Origin of the sequence: Arenibacter algicola (genome assembly GCF_018860365.1) — a bacterium.
In the GTDB taxonomy this organism is placed as follows: Bacteria; Bacteroidota; Bacteroidia; order Flavobacteriales; family Flavobacteriaceae; genus Arenibacter; species Arenibacter algicola_B.
Window position 1 is genome coordinate 441,303 of sequence record NZ_JAHKPO010000013.1, and the last position, 13,830, is coordinate 455,132.

Here is a 13,830-nt window from a genome sequence, read left to right on the forward strand (position 1 = left end):
TAATTGCATGCCCCAAGGACTAGAACTGATTTTTGAATTAAAACCTAGTTAAATTTAAATGCTGCCAAAGCTGGCGTTTATTAAAATTTGTACCTTCGTCCTATGGGAAGAATATTGTTTTACCTCATTGTTTTCATATTGTTGGGCTCTTGTAAACAGCAGGCAAACACAGAGGCCGTTGAAGAAAAGGCGGAGGAGTTTTTCAGTGTGGATTCGCTCCCCAAACCCAGTGAAATTAATGAACAGGCCCTGACAATCTTAAAGGAATGGCAGGAGTTCAACGGTTTGGAAACTACTTTTGAATCGTTGTACCGGGTGGCCAATAGGGAGGATTTGGAATTGGTCATTGAAGATTTGATCGAGAAACAAAAAACGCTGGAAGCATCTACATATCCGGCAACATTTGATAAGCCACAGATTAAGAGTAGACAAAAGGTCTTTAAGACCTATATTCTTAAAACAAAGGGAAATATGGAGTATAGGGTTGGTACCAAAGCGTCCACCATAGAAATGATCAATGCTTATAACGCATTTAGGAACCAGTTCAACGTTATTGTCAACAGCAAGTTGGACACTATTCTAATTTTAAGTGAGTAGGGCCCTGATGTTTATGTTGGTCGTCCTTTTGTCCTTACAGCTGAGGTCCCAGGCACAAGTGGATAAATTGGAAATAGGGAACATTTTGGATAGCTGGCACAGCGCGGCAGGGAGCGCCGATTTTGATGCCTATTTTAATTTAATGACTTCCGATGCCGTGTTTATAGGTACGGATGCTTCCGAGAATTGGCAAATCGAAGAATTTAAGGCTTATGCAAAGCCCCATTTTGAAAAGGGGAAGGCGTGGAACTTTAAAGCCGTGGAACGACAAGTGTATGTCAATGATGAGGGGGATTATGCCTGGTTTGATGAATTATTGAATACCCAGATGAAACTATGTCGCGGTTCCGGGGTACTTAGGAAAGAATCCGGGGAATGGAAAATAGCGCATTATGTACTTTCTCTTGTAATTCCCAATGAAAATGTTTCCGAGGTAGTCCTGATCAAACAGGAAAAGGATGACAGGATTATCAAAGATTTGATCAAGCAATAGACCTCGTTAAGAAAGGGAAGGTTATAATCTTTAGTACATAAAAAAAACCACTGTTGTGTTGTACAGTGGTTTTTTTATGCTCCATTTTAAAGGAAGCACAGAGTTGGGCAGGAAATTAAATGGACTATTCCTTTGTTTCCTTATTCTCTTGTTTCTCTTTTCTGGACTGTAAAGCTTGTCTACTTAGACTGGCCAAATTAAAATTGGGGTCTATTTTTAAAGCTTCATCAATGGTAGCCAAAGCACCATCTATATCGGTTTGATCTTTATTGAATTCTACCAGGGCCTTCAAATGGATAAATGCCGCCTTTAAGGCAACCTCGTAGGGTTGTTGCCTTTCATAGAATGCATATTTCATATCGTCCTTCGCATTGGCAATTCCAAATTCAATATTGGCAGCTGCACCTTCATTGTCACCGGTCTGAATTTTTAGATCTGCCAATTCATACGCCAGATACGGATTTGGTCCTCTCTTATTAAGAATTTCAAACTGTTCCAAAGCCCTTTTTGGTTGGTTCAACGCTTTTAGGGAAATAGCTTTTACCTGTACGGCCAAATCGGAGTCCGATTCGTTTTTTTCAATCCCAATCGTATTTAAAGCTTGTAAATGCTGATTGTCCGTGGTGTAAATGTATGCCAAGGTATCATTGCGTTCTTTGCTTGGAGAAAGTATGTTAAGGTGGGTAATGGCGCTAATAACCCCATTTATGTCACCCTGTTGTCTCATTTGGTCATAATAGGCCTCATAATGCTTAAGCAACTCACTTTTTGTCTGTGAATTTGCTGTAAATCCTACCATAACTAGTAGGATCAGTACTATTTTCTTCATTGTTCTAATTTTTAGTGTGCCAAAACTAGTAAATTATTTCTAACCATTTGTTAAGGAATGTCTTAAACCTTGGATAGGCAATAAAAAAGGATGCCGATCGGCATCCTTTTTTCTAATATGGTTGGTCTGGGTCTGGGTTAAACAACGGTGAGCGTAACATTTCTGTTTTCGTATGCCCGAATAAGTCTGGCATAAAATGCAATACTCACGTTGTCCTTGTCCAAGCTAGAACTTAAGAACTCTTTTAAATTCTTGAAAAGTAAATTTGCCCTGAGAATTGGAAGGCTGGAATTCACTTTTTTGGGGTCATAACAGCTGTCGTCCATAACAATATCCATAATGACTCTCTTTCTATGATAGTCAATGGATACATCTGCAGCATTGTAATATTTTTTTAATATGGCAACATGCAGATTTTGAAATTTTTGGGACATTTTGCTTTTGGAGCAGCTTTTGGAAATTAAATTTTCAATTTCGGTAAGTACTCTTGTTTTTAGACCTGAATTTTCCATGATAATTGAATTTATTCGTTTACTTAAAGGTACGGACTAATCGATAAACGGTTAATAATCAAGGGTGTAATTTAACCAAAAGTGGGTGACTTTGTTGTGAAAGTACAAAAATGTGTGGTGAATTAACTTACAATTGAAGTGTTATAAGGGTAGATTTTAACATTTAAATACTTACTTTCTATGCTTTTGTTTCCTATTTTATCTAAATTTTTGGTGTAAACGGGCGGCAAAAGCCCTCTTTTTATAGCTTCAGTGGTATAATAAGTCTCCTTTGTAGGGTGGAGGGGATACACCCCATTAATGACTTTATTTTCCCAATTCCCATTTATGGCCATTGTGATAATTCCTATACAGTCATTTAGATGAATTAGATTCACTGGGTCATTGCCATTGCTAAGATCGGTTTTACCGGCAAGATGGGTTACAGGATGCCTTGATGGCCCAATTAGGCCCCCAAACCTAATAATGGTGCTATTCAGGTCCCCGTCGTTCAAAAAAATATTCTCTGCCGCTAGAAGTTGCCTGCCCGACTCAGTATTTGGTCGGGTAGGGGAGTCTTCTGTGATTAGTCCGTCGATGTTGCCATATACAGAGGTGCTACTAATAAAAATAATACGGCTAAGTGGAGTTTTTTTTATTTTATCATATAGATGGAACATTTTTTTAATAAAGCTCTCTTGGGGAGCCGAACGCAACTTTGGAGGAACGTTTATAATCAATAAGTCCAATGCCGCTAAAAAGTTGTCGATCTGTCCTTCAATTCCTTTCTCTGTTAGACCAATGGTAAATGGTACAATATTGGCTTTCTGCAATATCTCTATTTTGGATTCGGAGGTGGTGGTTCCGAACACGGTATGTTCCTCATGTATGAGGGATTTGGCCAAAGGTAATCCCAGCCACCCACAGCCTAGAATGCCGATCTTTTTGTTCAAAACGCTATCTTTTTGCTAATCAAAATGGCGTCGTTTAAAACAAATGGCATTGGAATATTGTCTTCTGGCCTCGGAGGGACAGTAAATAATGGATTGTTCAATAGATCGTTGGAAGCTTCATACAAGGTAAGTTCCAAAGCACTCTCCTTGGGGATGGTAATCTGCAATTCGGTATAATCGTTATTACTGATATAGTGGGTGACCAACTTATTGTTTTTCCTATTTTTTAGATAATAGTCGGACAGTTCTATTTTATTTATATTGGTCTTTATAATTTCTACATCATTCGTAAATATTTCCAGGCGGTTTGTGTTGCGTTGGGGCGTAATACATATTTCCAATTTTCTATGGTCCCCTATAATGGTATCCAAGGTAGTTTCTATTTTAGGGGGGGTAATATTTTTTACCGGAGCTTCGGAAATGTAACTAAACCCTGTTCCATATTTACTGCTTAGGGCATCATAGCCCGAATTTTTGGGCTGTGCCTTGTTCATATCTATGTATTGCGATGTCCAACTGGATAGAACATGATCATAGGTAGCCCATTGTGCAGTGTTTTTGTCCGCGTCAAGAATATATACCAGACTTGTGGGTTTCGCATTTTCTTTATCAAAACCCGAAGAAAAGTGGGCTGACAAAAGAAAACCAAAACAGAGTAGCATGAACATATAGGCCAAGCGGTTTTTGTTTTTTAAGGGACCAAAAACCGGAAGCAATAGGAAAAAGGTCAAAGAGGTTAAAAGGGTAGCGGTAATCATCATCTTAAGGCCAAGACCCACCGGGAACATTTTAATTAGAGGGGTGTAGATCCATATGGCAGGCAAAGCCAAAAATAGCAACACGTATGGACTGGGCAGTTTTTGGTGTGTTAGGATCAGCAAGGAGGCGAGCAATGCAAATACAGGAATTATAAAAAAGCTGGCCCCCTTTAAATATACGGCAACCGCCCCACAAAGAATTAACCATAGAAACAACGGGGCAATTAAGAGGTTTTGGGTCTTTGCCTTTCCGAATTTATGATAGGCCCAAAAACCGACAGCCACTGAAAAGAGTACAAAAGCCGCTATGTAGGCATAGCCGTTATAGGTGAAGCCATGAAGGATATCCTGATATTGCGGGTAGAGACTTTTAAGTACTGTCCAGCCAAAATAACCTACTACCCCATTAATGGCCAAGATTAAAAGTAGGGGAACAAAGCCCTTTCCAATTTCTTTGATTTCCAAGGAACTATTTCTAAATCCCAGGAACAAAAGTGTCAAAAAGCCTATTATGGCCAGTACCAGCATAGGGAAAATCCAATCGAAGGGATAAGTGACCAATCTAAAGAATGGAATATTGAAATAAATGGAATCGTTCGGGCTTTTTAGGTTGGTTAGGTCGGAATTGCTAAAGTGCTTCAACAAGGGCATTAGATAACTGCCTTGGTGAGCAAGGGTATTACGGTCCAAACGCTCATAATTATCGCGCGCGGTATGGTAGTCATAATGGTCGTCTATAAAAGCAAAATTTAGTCCCTCTATGTCCATATCTTCCCGGAACACGGTAAGGTCGGTATCATTGGGAAGCATTTTGTATACGCTATAGACCAATGAATTGGCTGCAGGGTATTTCGGATTTGCCTTAATAAACTCATCAATGACCTTCGAATTACCCCTATTGGTTTCCAATAACATATAGGAGGGTCCTCCACTTCCCCGAGCTTCAAAATTTAAAACCAATCCTGTTTCCCGTACCCACGGATGATTGTTTACAAATAAATCCGCACCGTTAAGTCCCAATTCCTCAGCATCGGAAATTAAAATAATGATATCGTTTTTAGGCGTATTGTTTTGCTCTAGGAAGGCCCTTACACCTTCCAATATGGTTGCCACCCCACTTGCGGCATCGCTGGCGCCCAAAGATGAATGGGGGTTGCTATCGTAATGCGAAAGCAAAAGTAAAGCCTTTCCCTTTTCGCTGCCTTTTATTCTAGCCAATATATTGGTTGCACTACTAAAATTTCCCCAGTCCCCAGCGGTATAACCTTGTTGGGTAGTTGTTTCCAATCCCAGCTTGGTCAATTCCGATATAACATAATCCCTAACCTCTGAATGTGCCGGAAAACCTACGGCATGTGGTTTTTCGGACATATTTTTTACATGGACAAGGGCCCTGTCCGTTGAAAATGAAATATTTTCAATATTGGCGTCCGGAGTGTAGCTTGGCATAGAGGCTTCAAAGCTCCAATAAATGGCAAGCAGGAGAAGTAGAAGGGTTATGGGAGAAGAATATTGCTTCATAGTATTTAGTAAAAACTTAAAAGTAAGAAATTATCCCTGTATTACATTATAGTGTTCGGTATAACCAATAATTTCAGGTTTTCAGGGTTTTTTCGAATTGAATTATACGCAAGAATTTAAATGAATATTTATCAATACAACTGATTAAATATTAAATAGTTGTGTAATTATTAAAAAAATACTATCTTTCAAATTAACCTAAAAATAAACGGTATGGGAATAAAAAGTTTTCAGGGAGTTCGCAAGGTCGTAAAAAAGGAATTTGATGCTCCCATTTTAGTAGAGGACTATATGACAAAAAAGCTGATCACCTTTAGTCCTGATCAATCTATTTTAACGGTTATGGAGCATTTGGCCAAATACCATATTTCTGGTGGTCCTGTATTGGATAACAACGGATTTTTGGTAGGTATAATCTCCGAGGCGGATTGTATGAAACAGATTTCGGAAAGCCGCTATTTTAATCAACCTATCTTGGACAAGAGTGTTGAGCGATTCATGACAAAGGAGGTAGAGACCATACCTCATGATATGTCTATTTTTGATGCCGCCGGTATTTTTGACAAACATAAAAGAAGAAGGTTGCCGGTTATGAAAAACGGGATATTGGTGGGGCAAATAAGTCGCAAGGATATCGTAATAGCAGCCCTTAAATTAAGCGGACACAACTATAAATAGAAAGCTGCTTTCACTTCCCCTGAGCTGACGGCTATCAAAACAACAAAACTTATAATTTTTATGCCCTTGAACTGTTTCTTGAAACAGTTCAAGGGCATTCTTAATTGGGGTAATATTCTACTCCCTTTTCACGATCATATAATAATCATTGTCCAACGGAAGATAGCCCAGGTCATATACAAAATAGTAGGTGGTTCCTTTTTTGGTGGTATATAAATTGGTGATATACTCAAAATCGAAACCCTTGTCCATTAATCTGGTCTTGGTAGTTTTGGTCTTGCCATCGGTTAGGGGGTAGCTATCCAAGATTCTGTAGTTTTTGCGCAAGCGGTTATTTATATTCCTGACCAGATTTTTACTGTCTTTGTTCAGTTTATTATTGTAGGCATTTCTACAGTAGTCCGAGCAGAATTTTTTGTCTATTCTGCCCAAAATCTTTTCTCCACATTCCAAGCATTTTTTTTCCATGGTTCTTTCAGTTGTTTTGTTCTATAAGCTCCAATCGTTTTACTACTGATTCCCTTGGTAATAAGGTACCTGGGGAAAGTACGGCATTGGCCCCTATGTTGGAATTGTCCCCGACCAAGGCGCCAAATTTAATGGAGCCGGTATTGGTCCTGCTACCATTTACTTGGACCCAAATGGTCTTATCGGACCTTTCGTTATAGTGATTGGCAATAAGTGCTCCTGCCTCAAAATTTACATGCTCACCAATAATACTGTCCCCTATAAAATTAAAATGGGCCATGGCCGAATGATCGCCAATAATACTGGACTTGATCTCACTACCTGGGCCTATCCGCACCCCCTCGCCCAAAAACACTCCGCCCCGGAGATAAGCGTGGCTGGCAACAAAGCAGTTTCCAGATATAATGAGGGGTTCTTTTAAAATTGCCCCATTTTCGATTACTGCAGTTTTATGGATAGCAATTCTACCTGTAATGGCATAATCGTCAGTATTAAGGTCCAGAATCTTCTTGGTTATTAAAGATGATATGGATGGTGTTATTTCCCATGGAGGCACTCCTTTCTGGTCGGGAAAAAGGGTGTAAAAATGCGCTATGTATGTAGTTATAGCGGTCATTTTTGGTATAATTCTATAGGTAAATTGTCTGGGTCAAAGATGAAGGTGAACTTTTTTTGGGTATACTCGTCAGTACGGACAGGTTCGGCCAAAATGCCTTTTTCGGACAAATCCAATAAGCTGGTATCCAAATCGTCCACCTCAAAGGCCAAGTGTCTTAAACCGGTTGCTTCTGGTCTAGTGGATCTGGGGGGTGGTTTGGGAAATGAGAATAATTCAATGATATAATTTCCGTTCAATGCCAAATCCAGTTTGTAGGAACCCCGTTCTTCCCTATAAATTTCCTGCAAAGGTTCCAGACCTAATTCTTCCACATAGAATTTTTTGGATTGCTTATAATCCGAGCATATGATGGCAATATGGTGTACTTTATTTAAGGTCATTCTTTGTTATTGGAAACTGTTTTAGAACCAATAAGGTACAAATTATCCGATTACAAACGATTAATTCTTTGCGTTGGTTTATTCAATTTTGATATTGTACTTCTTTAATAAACCCAAAGCACCTTCCTTGGAGAATTTGGCTTTGGCAATTTTATTCTTTTCGGGATCCAGGGTATAGTTGAATGCTGTTCTGAAATCAACTTTTTCTAGGTTGGAATTTTCAAAGATTGCACTTTGAAGATCACAGGATTCAAATTGGGTTTCTGTTAGGTCGGATTCGTTAAAATCCACGGAAATCAATTTGCAATTTTGGAATATGGTGTTCTTGAGTTTTAATTTGTAAAAGGAGGATAGATTTAAGGTGCAGTCAAAGAAATTGAATGACAATAAAAAATCGTTACAATGGTCAAAACGTATCCCCAAAAGTTTACTTCTTTTAAAAACCGTTTCCTTAAAGGTGGTGTTTTTTAAGTTTACATTGCTTAGATCACAATCTGTAAAAACACACTCCATAAAAACGATGTTGGATATATCTCCTTTGGAAAATGTACAGGAGTCGAAAACGCAGTTCTCATAATCTCCTTTGGATAGGCGCTTGGAGGTAAAGTCGATTCCTTTAAAGGTTTGGTCCGAAATAAATGGAGTACTCATACTGATATTCGAATTTTTGGTATTTAAATAATCTTGAGGGAAAGAAAGTGTAAAGGAAAGAATATTATAGCTAGCGAATAGGTTACTGCTTATTTTGATTTTGGTTGGTCCATAGTTCTATGATTAAAAGGAAGAAACAAACCACTGTAACAAAAGTGCTATTAGAGCAGGTAAGGCCTGCACCACGAATATTTTTTTACTGGCGGACCAAGCACCATAAATGCCCGCAATGGCCACACAGCTTAGAAAAAAAATGGAGATATTGGTGCTCCAAGCCGCGTCTTTTATGAAAAATGTCCAAATAAGCCCAGCGGCCAGAAATCCGTTGTACAGCCCTTGGTTTGCAGCCAATCCTTTGGTAGGTTTAAACATATGCTCCGGAAGTGCTTTTCTAAATGTTTTTTTGCCCAAGGTCTCCCAGGCAAACATTTCCATATATAAAATATAAAGGTGTTCAAGGGCTATAATGCCTATAAGGATTTTTAATACGATCTCCATAGTTTGATTTTTGCAAGGATTATGTTGTTCTAAATATAGGGGATTCAATTGATTTATCGTTGTTGCAAGTCAGTGTATTGTGGAGTGGTTTATGAACCATAAGGGGGGCATCTATATACATTTACAAACGACTACAAACGATAACAAACGAAATTAAATACTTTTCAACCGAATAACATTTGCAGAGGAAGCTAAGTTTGTCCCATCAAAAATCATTAACTGTTTAACCTTTCCCGTGGATTCGGGATTTAAAAATTATGTATTATGAACGCACTTAGAAACAGAGTACAGTTGATTGGGAACTTGGGGAACGATCCAGAAATTATTAATCTAGACGGAGGTGGCAAATTGGCCAAATTCGCCATTGCTACCAATGAGACTTACAAAAATGCCAAAGGAGAAAAAGTAACGGATACCCAATGGCACAATGTTGTGGCCTGGGGCAAGACTGCTGAAATCGTAGAAAACTATCTCAACAAGGGTAAGGAAGTTGCCGTTGAAGGAAAATTGACCACTCGGTCTTATGAAACCAAGGAAGGGGAAAAAAGGTACATCACCGAAATTCGATGTAATGAACTCCTGATGTTGGGGAAATAAATTGGTCTACTTATCAGGAGGTCTATATCGTAAATAGGCGTTAATCAGGAAGTGATCTGTTGGGTCCGTTTAAGCGGCTATTGGGTTACTTCTTTTGTTTTTTGGGGGGAGACCACTCATTTGAGCATTGCAAATGAATTTATAAACGCATTGCGAGCCTGCCTATCGGCCGTCAGGGAACGTTAGTCACTTGGTAATCTTTTTGTAAAGGGAACAAACCAATGAGATTGCTTCACTATGTCTGCCTGCGGGCAGTCAAGTTCGCAATGACGGAATGTTGGATTGGAAATAACAATATGCAACGTCATTGCGAGGAGCAATAGTGACGTGGCAATCTGTTTGTATGGGGTGCTATGAAGAGGTTGGTTCACTGCAACTCCTATTGATAGCTAAGTTCGCTAGTAGGAAATAGAATATCATGAAAAAGTCATATGTATATTTACTTGCTAATAAGAATAATACCGTCATCTATGTAGGGGTTACAAGCAATCTAGTTAGACGTATTTATGAACATAAAACCGGTGCATTTCGTGGGTTTAGCTATCGATACAATTGCAATAAACTGGTTTATTTTGAAGAATATAGCAATATGGATATGGCTATTGAAAGGGAGAAACAGATAAAATCGGGAAATAGGAGGCGTAAGGAACAATTAGTCAATAGGGGGAATCCTAATTGGAAGGATTTGGCTATAGGATGGTTGTTTTATATTGATTAAATAGTTTAGAACTTATATGCCATTTTCAAGAGATTGCTTCACTATGCCTGCCTATGGATAGTCCCTTTCGCTATGAAGGGATGTTGGATTGGAAATTAAAATATGCAACGTCATTGCGAGGAGCGATAGTGACGTGGCAATCTGTTGGTTTGGTGAGCACAACTATGAGATTGCTTCACTAGGCCTGTCTGTTGACAGTCCCGTTCGCAATGACGTGCAACTATGGTCGTTAAGGCTTTCTGCTTTATTAGTCCCAATGAGGCGTCATTGCGAGGAGCGATAGTGACGAAGCAATCTGTTGGTTTGGTGAGCACAACTATGAGATTGCTTCACTAGGCCTATCTGTTGACAGTCCCGTTCGCAATGACGGATTGTTGGATTGGAAATTAAAATTAGCAACGTCATTGTGAGCCTGCCTATCGGTAGACAAGGGACGTTAGTGACGAGGCAATCTGTATGATTTTGGTTACTGCTATTTGTTCTTGGCGCACAGCTGTGAGATTACTTCACCGTGCCGCGACTATCGTAAGTCAATTAAATTCGCAATGCTCGGTATGCGCAAGGTTGTCAAAGTTTAAGCCACCTTCTTCATCAAATCGAAACAAGGACAGCGATTACACCTCTTGGATTCCGACTTTTTGTATTTGTCGCAACACTTGGTTTTGCACCCATGGGGAACCATTTCCTTGAGAGCCGTTTTCTGCTCCTTTTTTAAAGCTTTTTTTAGCTTTTTTTTCTCTTTCTTGTCCTGTTTCTTCTTTTTACCCACTGGAAATTAGAATAATAACGAGGCAAAAGTATTTATTTTAATTAAATCTAAATAAGATTAAATGTTAAATTTATGCCTTTGGTGTTATGGCCGCACTATTGGCTGTAATCTGCTGTATATCTCGATCGAACAAATACAGGCCGCCTTTGTCATTGCCAATAAGGTTGATCTTGTCCAAAATATTACGCGCCAAGGCCTCTTCCTCGATTTGTTCCGCTACATACCATTGAAGAAAATTATGGGTAGCATAATCCTTTTCCTGCAGGGTTACATGTACCAGTTCGTTAATGCTATTGGAAACAAAAATTTCATGATCCAATAGCTCGTGGAACATTTTCTGAAAACTGCCGAAGTCGGTTTTAGGAGCTTTAAGCGCGGATACAAAGGCGTGCCCGCCCCTTTCATTAATGTATTTTACCAGCTTGAGCATATGCAAACGCTCCTCATCCGATTGGCTGTACATAAATTGTGCAATACCTTCCAATCCTTTTCCTTCTGCCCAAGAGGCCATGGATAAATATACCTGTGAAGATTCGGCCTCTATACGGACCTGTTCGTTCAATGCTTTTTCTAGTTTTTCGGACAACATAAGTTTCAAATTTTAACTAAAGTTACAAATAAATGGCTCTTTTTACCAGCTCTTGACTTAAGATTTGGAGTTATTTGTGCAAAGCCAATTGTATCCGTTTTCTGGGAATATCAACTTCCAGCACCTTTACAATAATTTGCTGGTGCAGGCTAACATGTTCGTTCACATCTTTTACAAAACTATCGGATAGGTTGGAGATATGGATTAGGCCACTTTCTTTGATCCCTACATCCACAAAGCAGCCAAAATTGGTAATGTTGTTTACTATTCCCGGTAATAATTGTCCCTCTTTTAGATCGGAAATGGTCCTTATGTTCTGATTAAAGGTAAATACCTTAGCCTTTTCCCTAACGTCCAGCCCGGGTTTCTCCAATTCCTTTACAATATCCTGTAGGGTGGGCAATCCTACATTTTCTGTGCAATATTTATTTAGATCGATCTTTTTGAGGACTTCCTTGTTTCCTATTATTTCGGAAAGGGGAACTCCTTGATCTTTCACCATTTTTTGTACAAGGGAATAGCTCTCAGGATGTACTGCAGAATCATCCAAAGGATTTTTTGCCTGCCTGATACGTAAAAATGCCGCTCCCTGTTCAAAGGCTTTTTCTCCCAAACGGGGCACCTTTTTTATTTCGCTCCTACTGGTAAAGGCACCATTTTCGTTCCTATAGGCCACAATGTTTTCCGCCAGTTTAGGGCCAATTCCGGAAACATAGCTAAGTAAGGGAACACTGGCAGTATTAATGTTTACGCCCACGGTGTTAACACAGCTTTCTACTGCGGCATCCAGGGAATTTTTCAATAGATTTTGGTCTACATCATGCTGATATTGTCCGACCCCGATAGATTTGGCATCTATTTTAACCAATTCTGCCAAGGGATCTGCTAGGCGTCTTCCTATCGATACGGCACCCCTAACGGTAACATCGTAATTGGGGAATTCCTCCCGGGCAATTTTAGAGGCAGAATAAATTGAGGCACCGGCCTCACTGACCACAAACACCTCAATATTGTTCTTGAATTGAATCCGCTTTATTAATTGCTCCGTTTCCCTGGAGGCGGTACCGTTTCCTATGGCTATGGCTTCAATCTTATAGGCGTCTGCCAAAGAACTTATTTTCTTTATAGCCCCAGTGCTGTCGTTTTGAGGTGCGTGTGGGTAAATGGTCTCGTTATGCTCCAAATCGCCCTGAGCGCTAAGGCAAACCACTTTACAGCCCGTTCTGAAGCCAGGATCTATGGCCAAAATTCTTTTTTCGCCTAAGGGCGAGCCCAATAACAGTTGTTTCAGGTTTTTGGAAAATACCTGAATGGCCGATTCGTCCGCTTTTTCCTTAGCAGATTTTAGAATTTCATTGGAAAGGGAAGGGAATAGCAACCTCTTATAGGCATCCTGTATGGCCAGTTGAAGATGTGGAGTAGTAGCATTTTTATTTTTGATGATCCTATACTCCATATTGGAGATGGCCTTATCATCGTCTATCTCGACTTTAACCCTTATAAAACCTTCATTTTCGGCTCGCAGTATGGCCAAGAGTCGGTGCGATGGACATCTATTTAAGGGTTCGCTCCATTCAAAATAGTCCCTAAATTTTTGTGCCTTTTCATCATCTTTCTTTGTGGAAATAACCTTGGTGGATATTAAGGCGAATTTTTCCAATTGGGACCTGATCTGATTTCGGATATCGCTGCGCTCATTGATCCACTCCGAAATTATATGTCGGGCTCCTTCCAGGGCATCATCTTCATTGGGAACCGCATCATTGATATATTTGGATGCCTCAAAATCGATTTCATCGGTACGCTGGGCCAAAATAATTTTAGCCAAGGGCTCCAAGCCATTTTTCTTAGCTGTTTCTGCTTTGGTTTTTCGCTTTTTCTTGAAGGGTAGATAAAGATCCTCCAAGGTGGTGAGATCCTCGGCATCATTTATTTTTTTTGCCAATTCAGGAATTAGTTCCTCCTGTTCCTCTATGGATTTAAGGATGGCCGACTTGCGTTTTTCCAAAGCTTCAAACTGCGATTTGTACTGTACAATGGCGCCAATTTGCACCTCGTCCAAATTTCCGGTCCGCTCTTTTCGGTAACGGGAAATAAAGGGTACTGTACAATCCTCATTTAATAGGGCAACCGTATTTTCTATGCCTTTTAATGGGAGTTGGGTGTTTTTGGATATGTAGGATATAAGATTCATGGGGTATTTTGATTTTTAAGTAGTAGG

The 13,830-nt window shown here is 39.6% G+C and carries 16 protein-coding genes; 5 read left to right on the forward strand and 11 right to left on the reverse strand.

The window, feature by feature from the left end; genetic code table 11:
* Nucleotides 1-102: 102 nt before the first annotated feature.
* Both KO529_RS10535 and KO529_RS10540 read left to right on the forward strand, forming a co-directional pair.
* A complete protein-coding gene (locus KO529_RS10535; RefSeq protein WP_215947850.1) occupies nt 103-597 on the forward strand; it encodes a hypothetical protein in 495 nt (164 codons plus the stop codon).
* Entirely contained in the window at nt 590-1,090 is a 501-nt protein-coding gene (locus KO529_RS10540; protein WP_247095002.1) for a nuclear transport factor 2 family protein, read from the forward strand. Before KO529_RS10535 ends, KO529_RS10540 begins: the two co-directional genes overlap by 8 nt.
* Nucleotides 1,091-1,214: 124 nt before the next feature.
* On the opposite strand, the gene KO529_RS10545 is transcribed toward KO529_RS10540, so the two are convergent.
* The 4 genes from KO529_RS10545 to KO529_RS10560 form a co-directional block, all read right to left on the reverse strand.
* Entirely contained in the window at nt 1,215-1,919 is a 705-nt protein-coding gene (locus KO529_RS10545; RefSeq protein ID WP_215947851.1) for a hypothetical protein, read from the reverse strand.
* Between the two features lie 137 nt (nt 1,920-2,056).
* Nucleotides 2,057-2,431, reverse strand: a complete 375-nt coding sequence (locus KO529_RS10550) for a hypothetical protein (protein ID WP_215947852.1) — start codon at nt 2,429-2,431, stop codon at nt 2,057-2,059.
* Nucleotides 2,432-2,553: 122 nt separating this feature from the next.
* Nucleotides 2,554-3,363: an SDR family oxidoreductase gene (locus KO529_RS10555; RefSeq protein WP_215947853.1), complete on the reverse strand. Its 810-nt coding sequence runs from the start codon at nt 3,361-3,363 to the stop codon at nt 2,554-2,556.
* A complete protein-coding gene (locus tag KO529_RS10560; protein WP_215947854.1) occupies nt 3,360-5,642 on the reverse strand; it encodes a M28 family peptidase in 2,283 nt (760 codons plus the stop codon). The genes KO529_RS10555 and KO529_RS10560 overlap by 4 nt, the downstream gene beginning before the upstream one ends.
* 213 nt (nt 5,643-5,855) lie before the next feature.
* On the opposite strand from KO529_RS10560, the gene KO529_RS10565 reads away from it, so the two are divergent.
* Nucleotides 5,856-6,320, forward strand: coding sequence for a CBS domain-containing protein (locus KO529_RS10565; RefSeq protein ID WP_069859037.1), 465 nt, complete (start codon nt 5,856-5,858; stop codon nt 6,318-6,320).
* A gap of 117 nt (nt 6,321-6,437) precedes the next feature.
* Here the strand turns inward: KO529_RS10565 and KO529_RS10570 are convergent, their stop codons facing one another.
* From KO529_RS10570 to KO529_RS10590, 5 genes are all read right to left on the reverse strand, one after another.
* Nucleotides 6,438-6,788 (reverse strand): hypothetical protein, encoded by a 351-nt coding sequence (locus KO529_RS10570; protein WP_215947855.1) that lies wholly within the window; start codon nt 6,786-6,788, stop codon nt 6,438-6,440.
* A 7-nt stretch (nt 6,789-6,795) separates the two neighbouring features.
* Nucleotides 6,796-7,404 carry an LpxA family transferase gene (locus KO529_RS10575; RefSeq protein ID WP_215947856.1) on the reverse strand — a complete coding sequence of 203 codons (609 nt, stop codon included), beginning with the start codon at nt 7,402-7,404 and terminating at the stop codon, nt 6,796-6,798.
* Complete coding sequence (gene gloA2 / locus KO529_RS10580) at nt 7,401-7,787, reverse strand: SMU1112c/YaeR family gloxylase I-like metalloprotein (protein ID WP_215947857.1); 387 nt, start codon at nt 7,785-7,787, stop codon at nt 7,401-7,403. Before gloA2 ends, KO529_RS10575 begins: the two co-directional genes overlap by 4 nt.
* Nucleotides 7,788-7,865: 78 nt before the next feature.
* Complete coding sequence (locus KO529_RS10585) at nt 7,866-8,438, reverse strand: pentapeptide repeat-containing protein (protein ID WP_215947858.1); 573 nt, start codon at nt 8,436-8,438, stop codon at nt 7,866-7,868.
* A 123-nt stretch (nt 8,439-8,561) separates the two neighbouring features.
* Nucleotides 8,562-8,936 carry a DUF1304 domain-containing protein gene (locus KO529_RS10590; RefSeq protein ID WP_215947859.1) on the reverse strand — a complete coding sequence of 125 codons (375 nt, stop codon included), beginning with the start codon at nt 8,934-8,936 and terminating at the stop codon, nt 8,562-8,564.
* Between the two features lie 264 nt (nt 8,937-9,200).
* Here KO529_RS10590 and KO529_RS10595 point away from each other — a divergent pair, with 264 nt between their 5' ends.
* Nucleotides 9,201-9,533, forward strand: coding sequence for a single-stranded DNA-binding protein (locus KO529_RS10595; RefSeq protein WP_031442041.1), 333 nt, complete (start codon nt 9,201-9,203; stop codon nt 9,531-9,533).
* A 418-nt stretch (nt 9,534-9,951) separates the two neighbouring features.
* Nucleotides 9,952-10,251: a GIY-YIG nuclease family protein gene (locus KO529_RS10600; RefSeq protein ID WP_215947860.1), complete on the forward strand. Its 300-nt coding sequence runs from the start codon at nt 9,952-9,954 to the stop codon at nt 10,249-10,251.
* A gap of 839 nt (nt 10,252-11,090) precedes the next feature.
* Here the strand turns inward: KO529_RS10600 and KO529_RS10605 are convergent.
* Nucleotides 11,091-11,609 (reverse strand): ferritin, encoded by a 519-nt coding sequence (locus KO529_RS10605; protein ID WP_215947861.1) that lies wholly within the window; start codon nt 11,607-11,609, stop codon nt 11,091-11,093.
* A gap of 70 nt (nt 11,610-11,679) precedes the next feature.
* Nucleotides 11,680-13,803, reverse strand: a complete 2,124-nt coding sequence (locus KO529_RS10610; RefSeq protein ID WP_215947862.1) for a Tex family protein — start codon at nt 13,801-13,803, stop codon at nt 11,680-11,682.
* Nucleotides 13,804-13,830: the final 27 nt, after the last annotated feature.

Bases quoted from the DNA above. Each gene is read 5' to 3' on its own strand.
- KO529_RS10535 (WP_215947850.1), top strand. From the start codon at position 103: ATGGGAAGAATATTGTTTTACCTCATTGTTTTCATATTGTTGGGCTCT.
- KO529_RS10545 (WP_215947851.1), bottom strand. From the start codon at position 1,919: ATGAAGAAAATAGTACTGATCCTACTAGTTATGGTAGGATTTACAGCA.
- KO529_RS10550 (WP_215947852.1), bottom strand. From the start codon at position 2,431: ATGGAAAATTCAGGTCTAAAAACAAGAGTACTTACCGAAATTGAAAAT.
- KO529_RS10560 (WP_215947854.1), bottom strand. From the start codon at position 5,642: ATGAAGCAATATTCTTCTCCCATAACCCTTCTACTTCTCCTGCTTGCC.
- KO529_RS10565 (WP_069859037.1), top strand. From the start codon at position 5,856: ATGGGAATAAAAAGTTTTCAGGGAGTTCGCAAGGTCGTAAAAAAGGAA.
- KO529_RS10570 (WP_215947855.1), bottom strand. From the start codon at position 6,788: ATGGAAAAAAAATGCTTGGAATGTGGAGAAAAGATTTTGGGCAGAATA.
- KO529_RS10575 (WP_215947856.1), bottom strand. From the start codon at position 7,404: ATGACCGCTATAACTACATACATAGCGCATTTTTACACCCTTTTTCCC.
- gloA2 (WP_215947857.1), bottom strand. From the start codon at position 7,787: ATGACCTTAAATAAAGTACACCATATTGCCATCATATGCTCGGATTAT.
- KO529_RS10585 (WP_215947858.1), bottom strand. From the start codon at position 8,438: ATGAGTACTCCATTTATTTCGGACCAAACCTTTAAAGGAATCGACTTT.
- KO529_RS10590 (WP_215947859.1), bottom strand. From the start codon at position 8,936: ATGGAGATCGTATTAAAAATCCTTATAGGCATTATAGCCCTTGAACAC.
- KO529_RS10595 (WP_031442041.1), top strand. From the start codon at position 9,201: ATGAACGCACTTAGAAACAGAGTACAGTTGATTGGGAACTTGGGGAAC.
- KO529_RS10600 (WP_215947860.1), top strand. From the start codon at position 9,952: ATGAAAAAGTCATATGTATATTTACTTGCTAATAAGAATAATACCGTC.
- KO529_RS10605 (WP_215947861.1), bottom strand. From the start codon at position 11,609: ATGTTGTCCGAAAAACTAGAAAAAGCATTGAACGAACAGGTCCGTATA.
- KO529_RS10610 (WP_215947862.1), bottom strand. From the start codon at position 13,803: ATGAATCTTATATCCTACATATCCAAAAACACCCAACTCCCATTAAAA.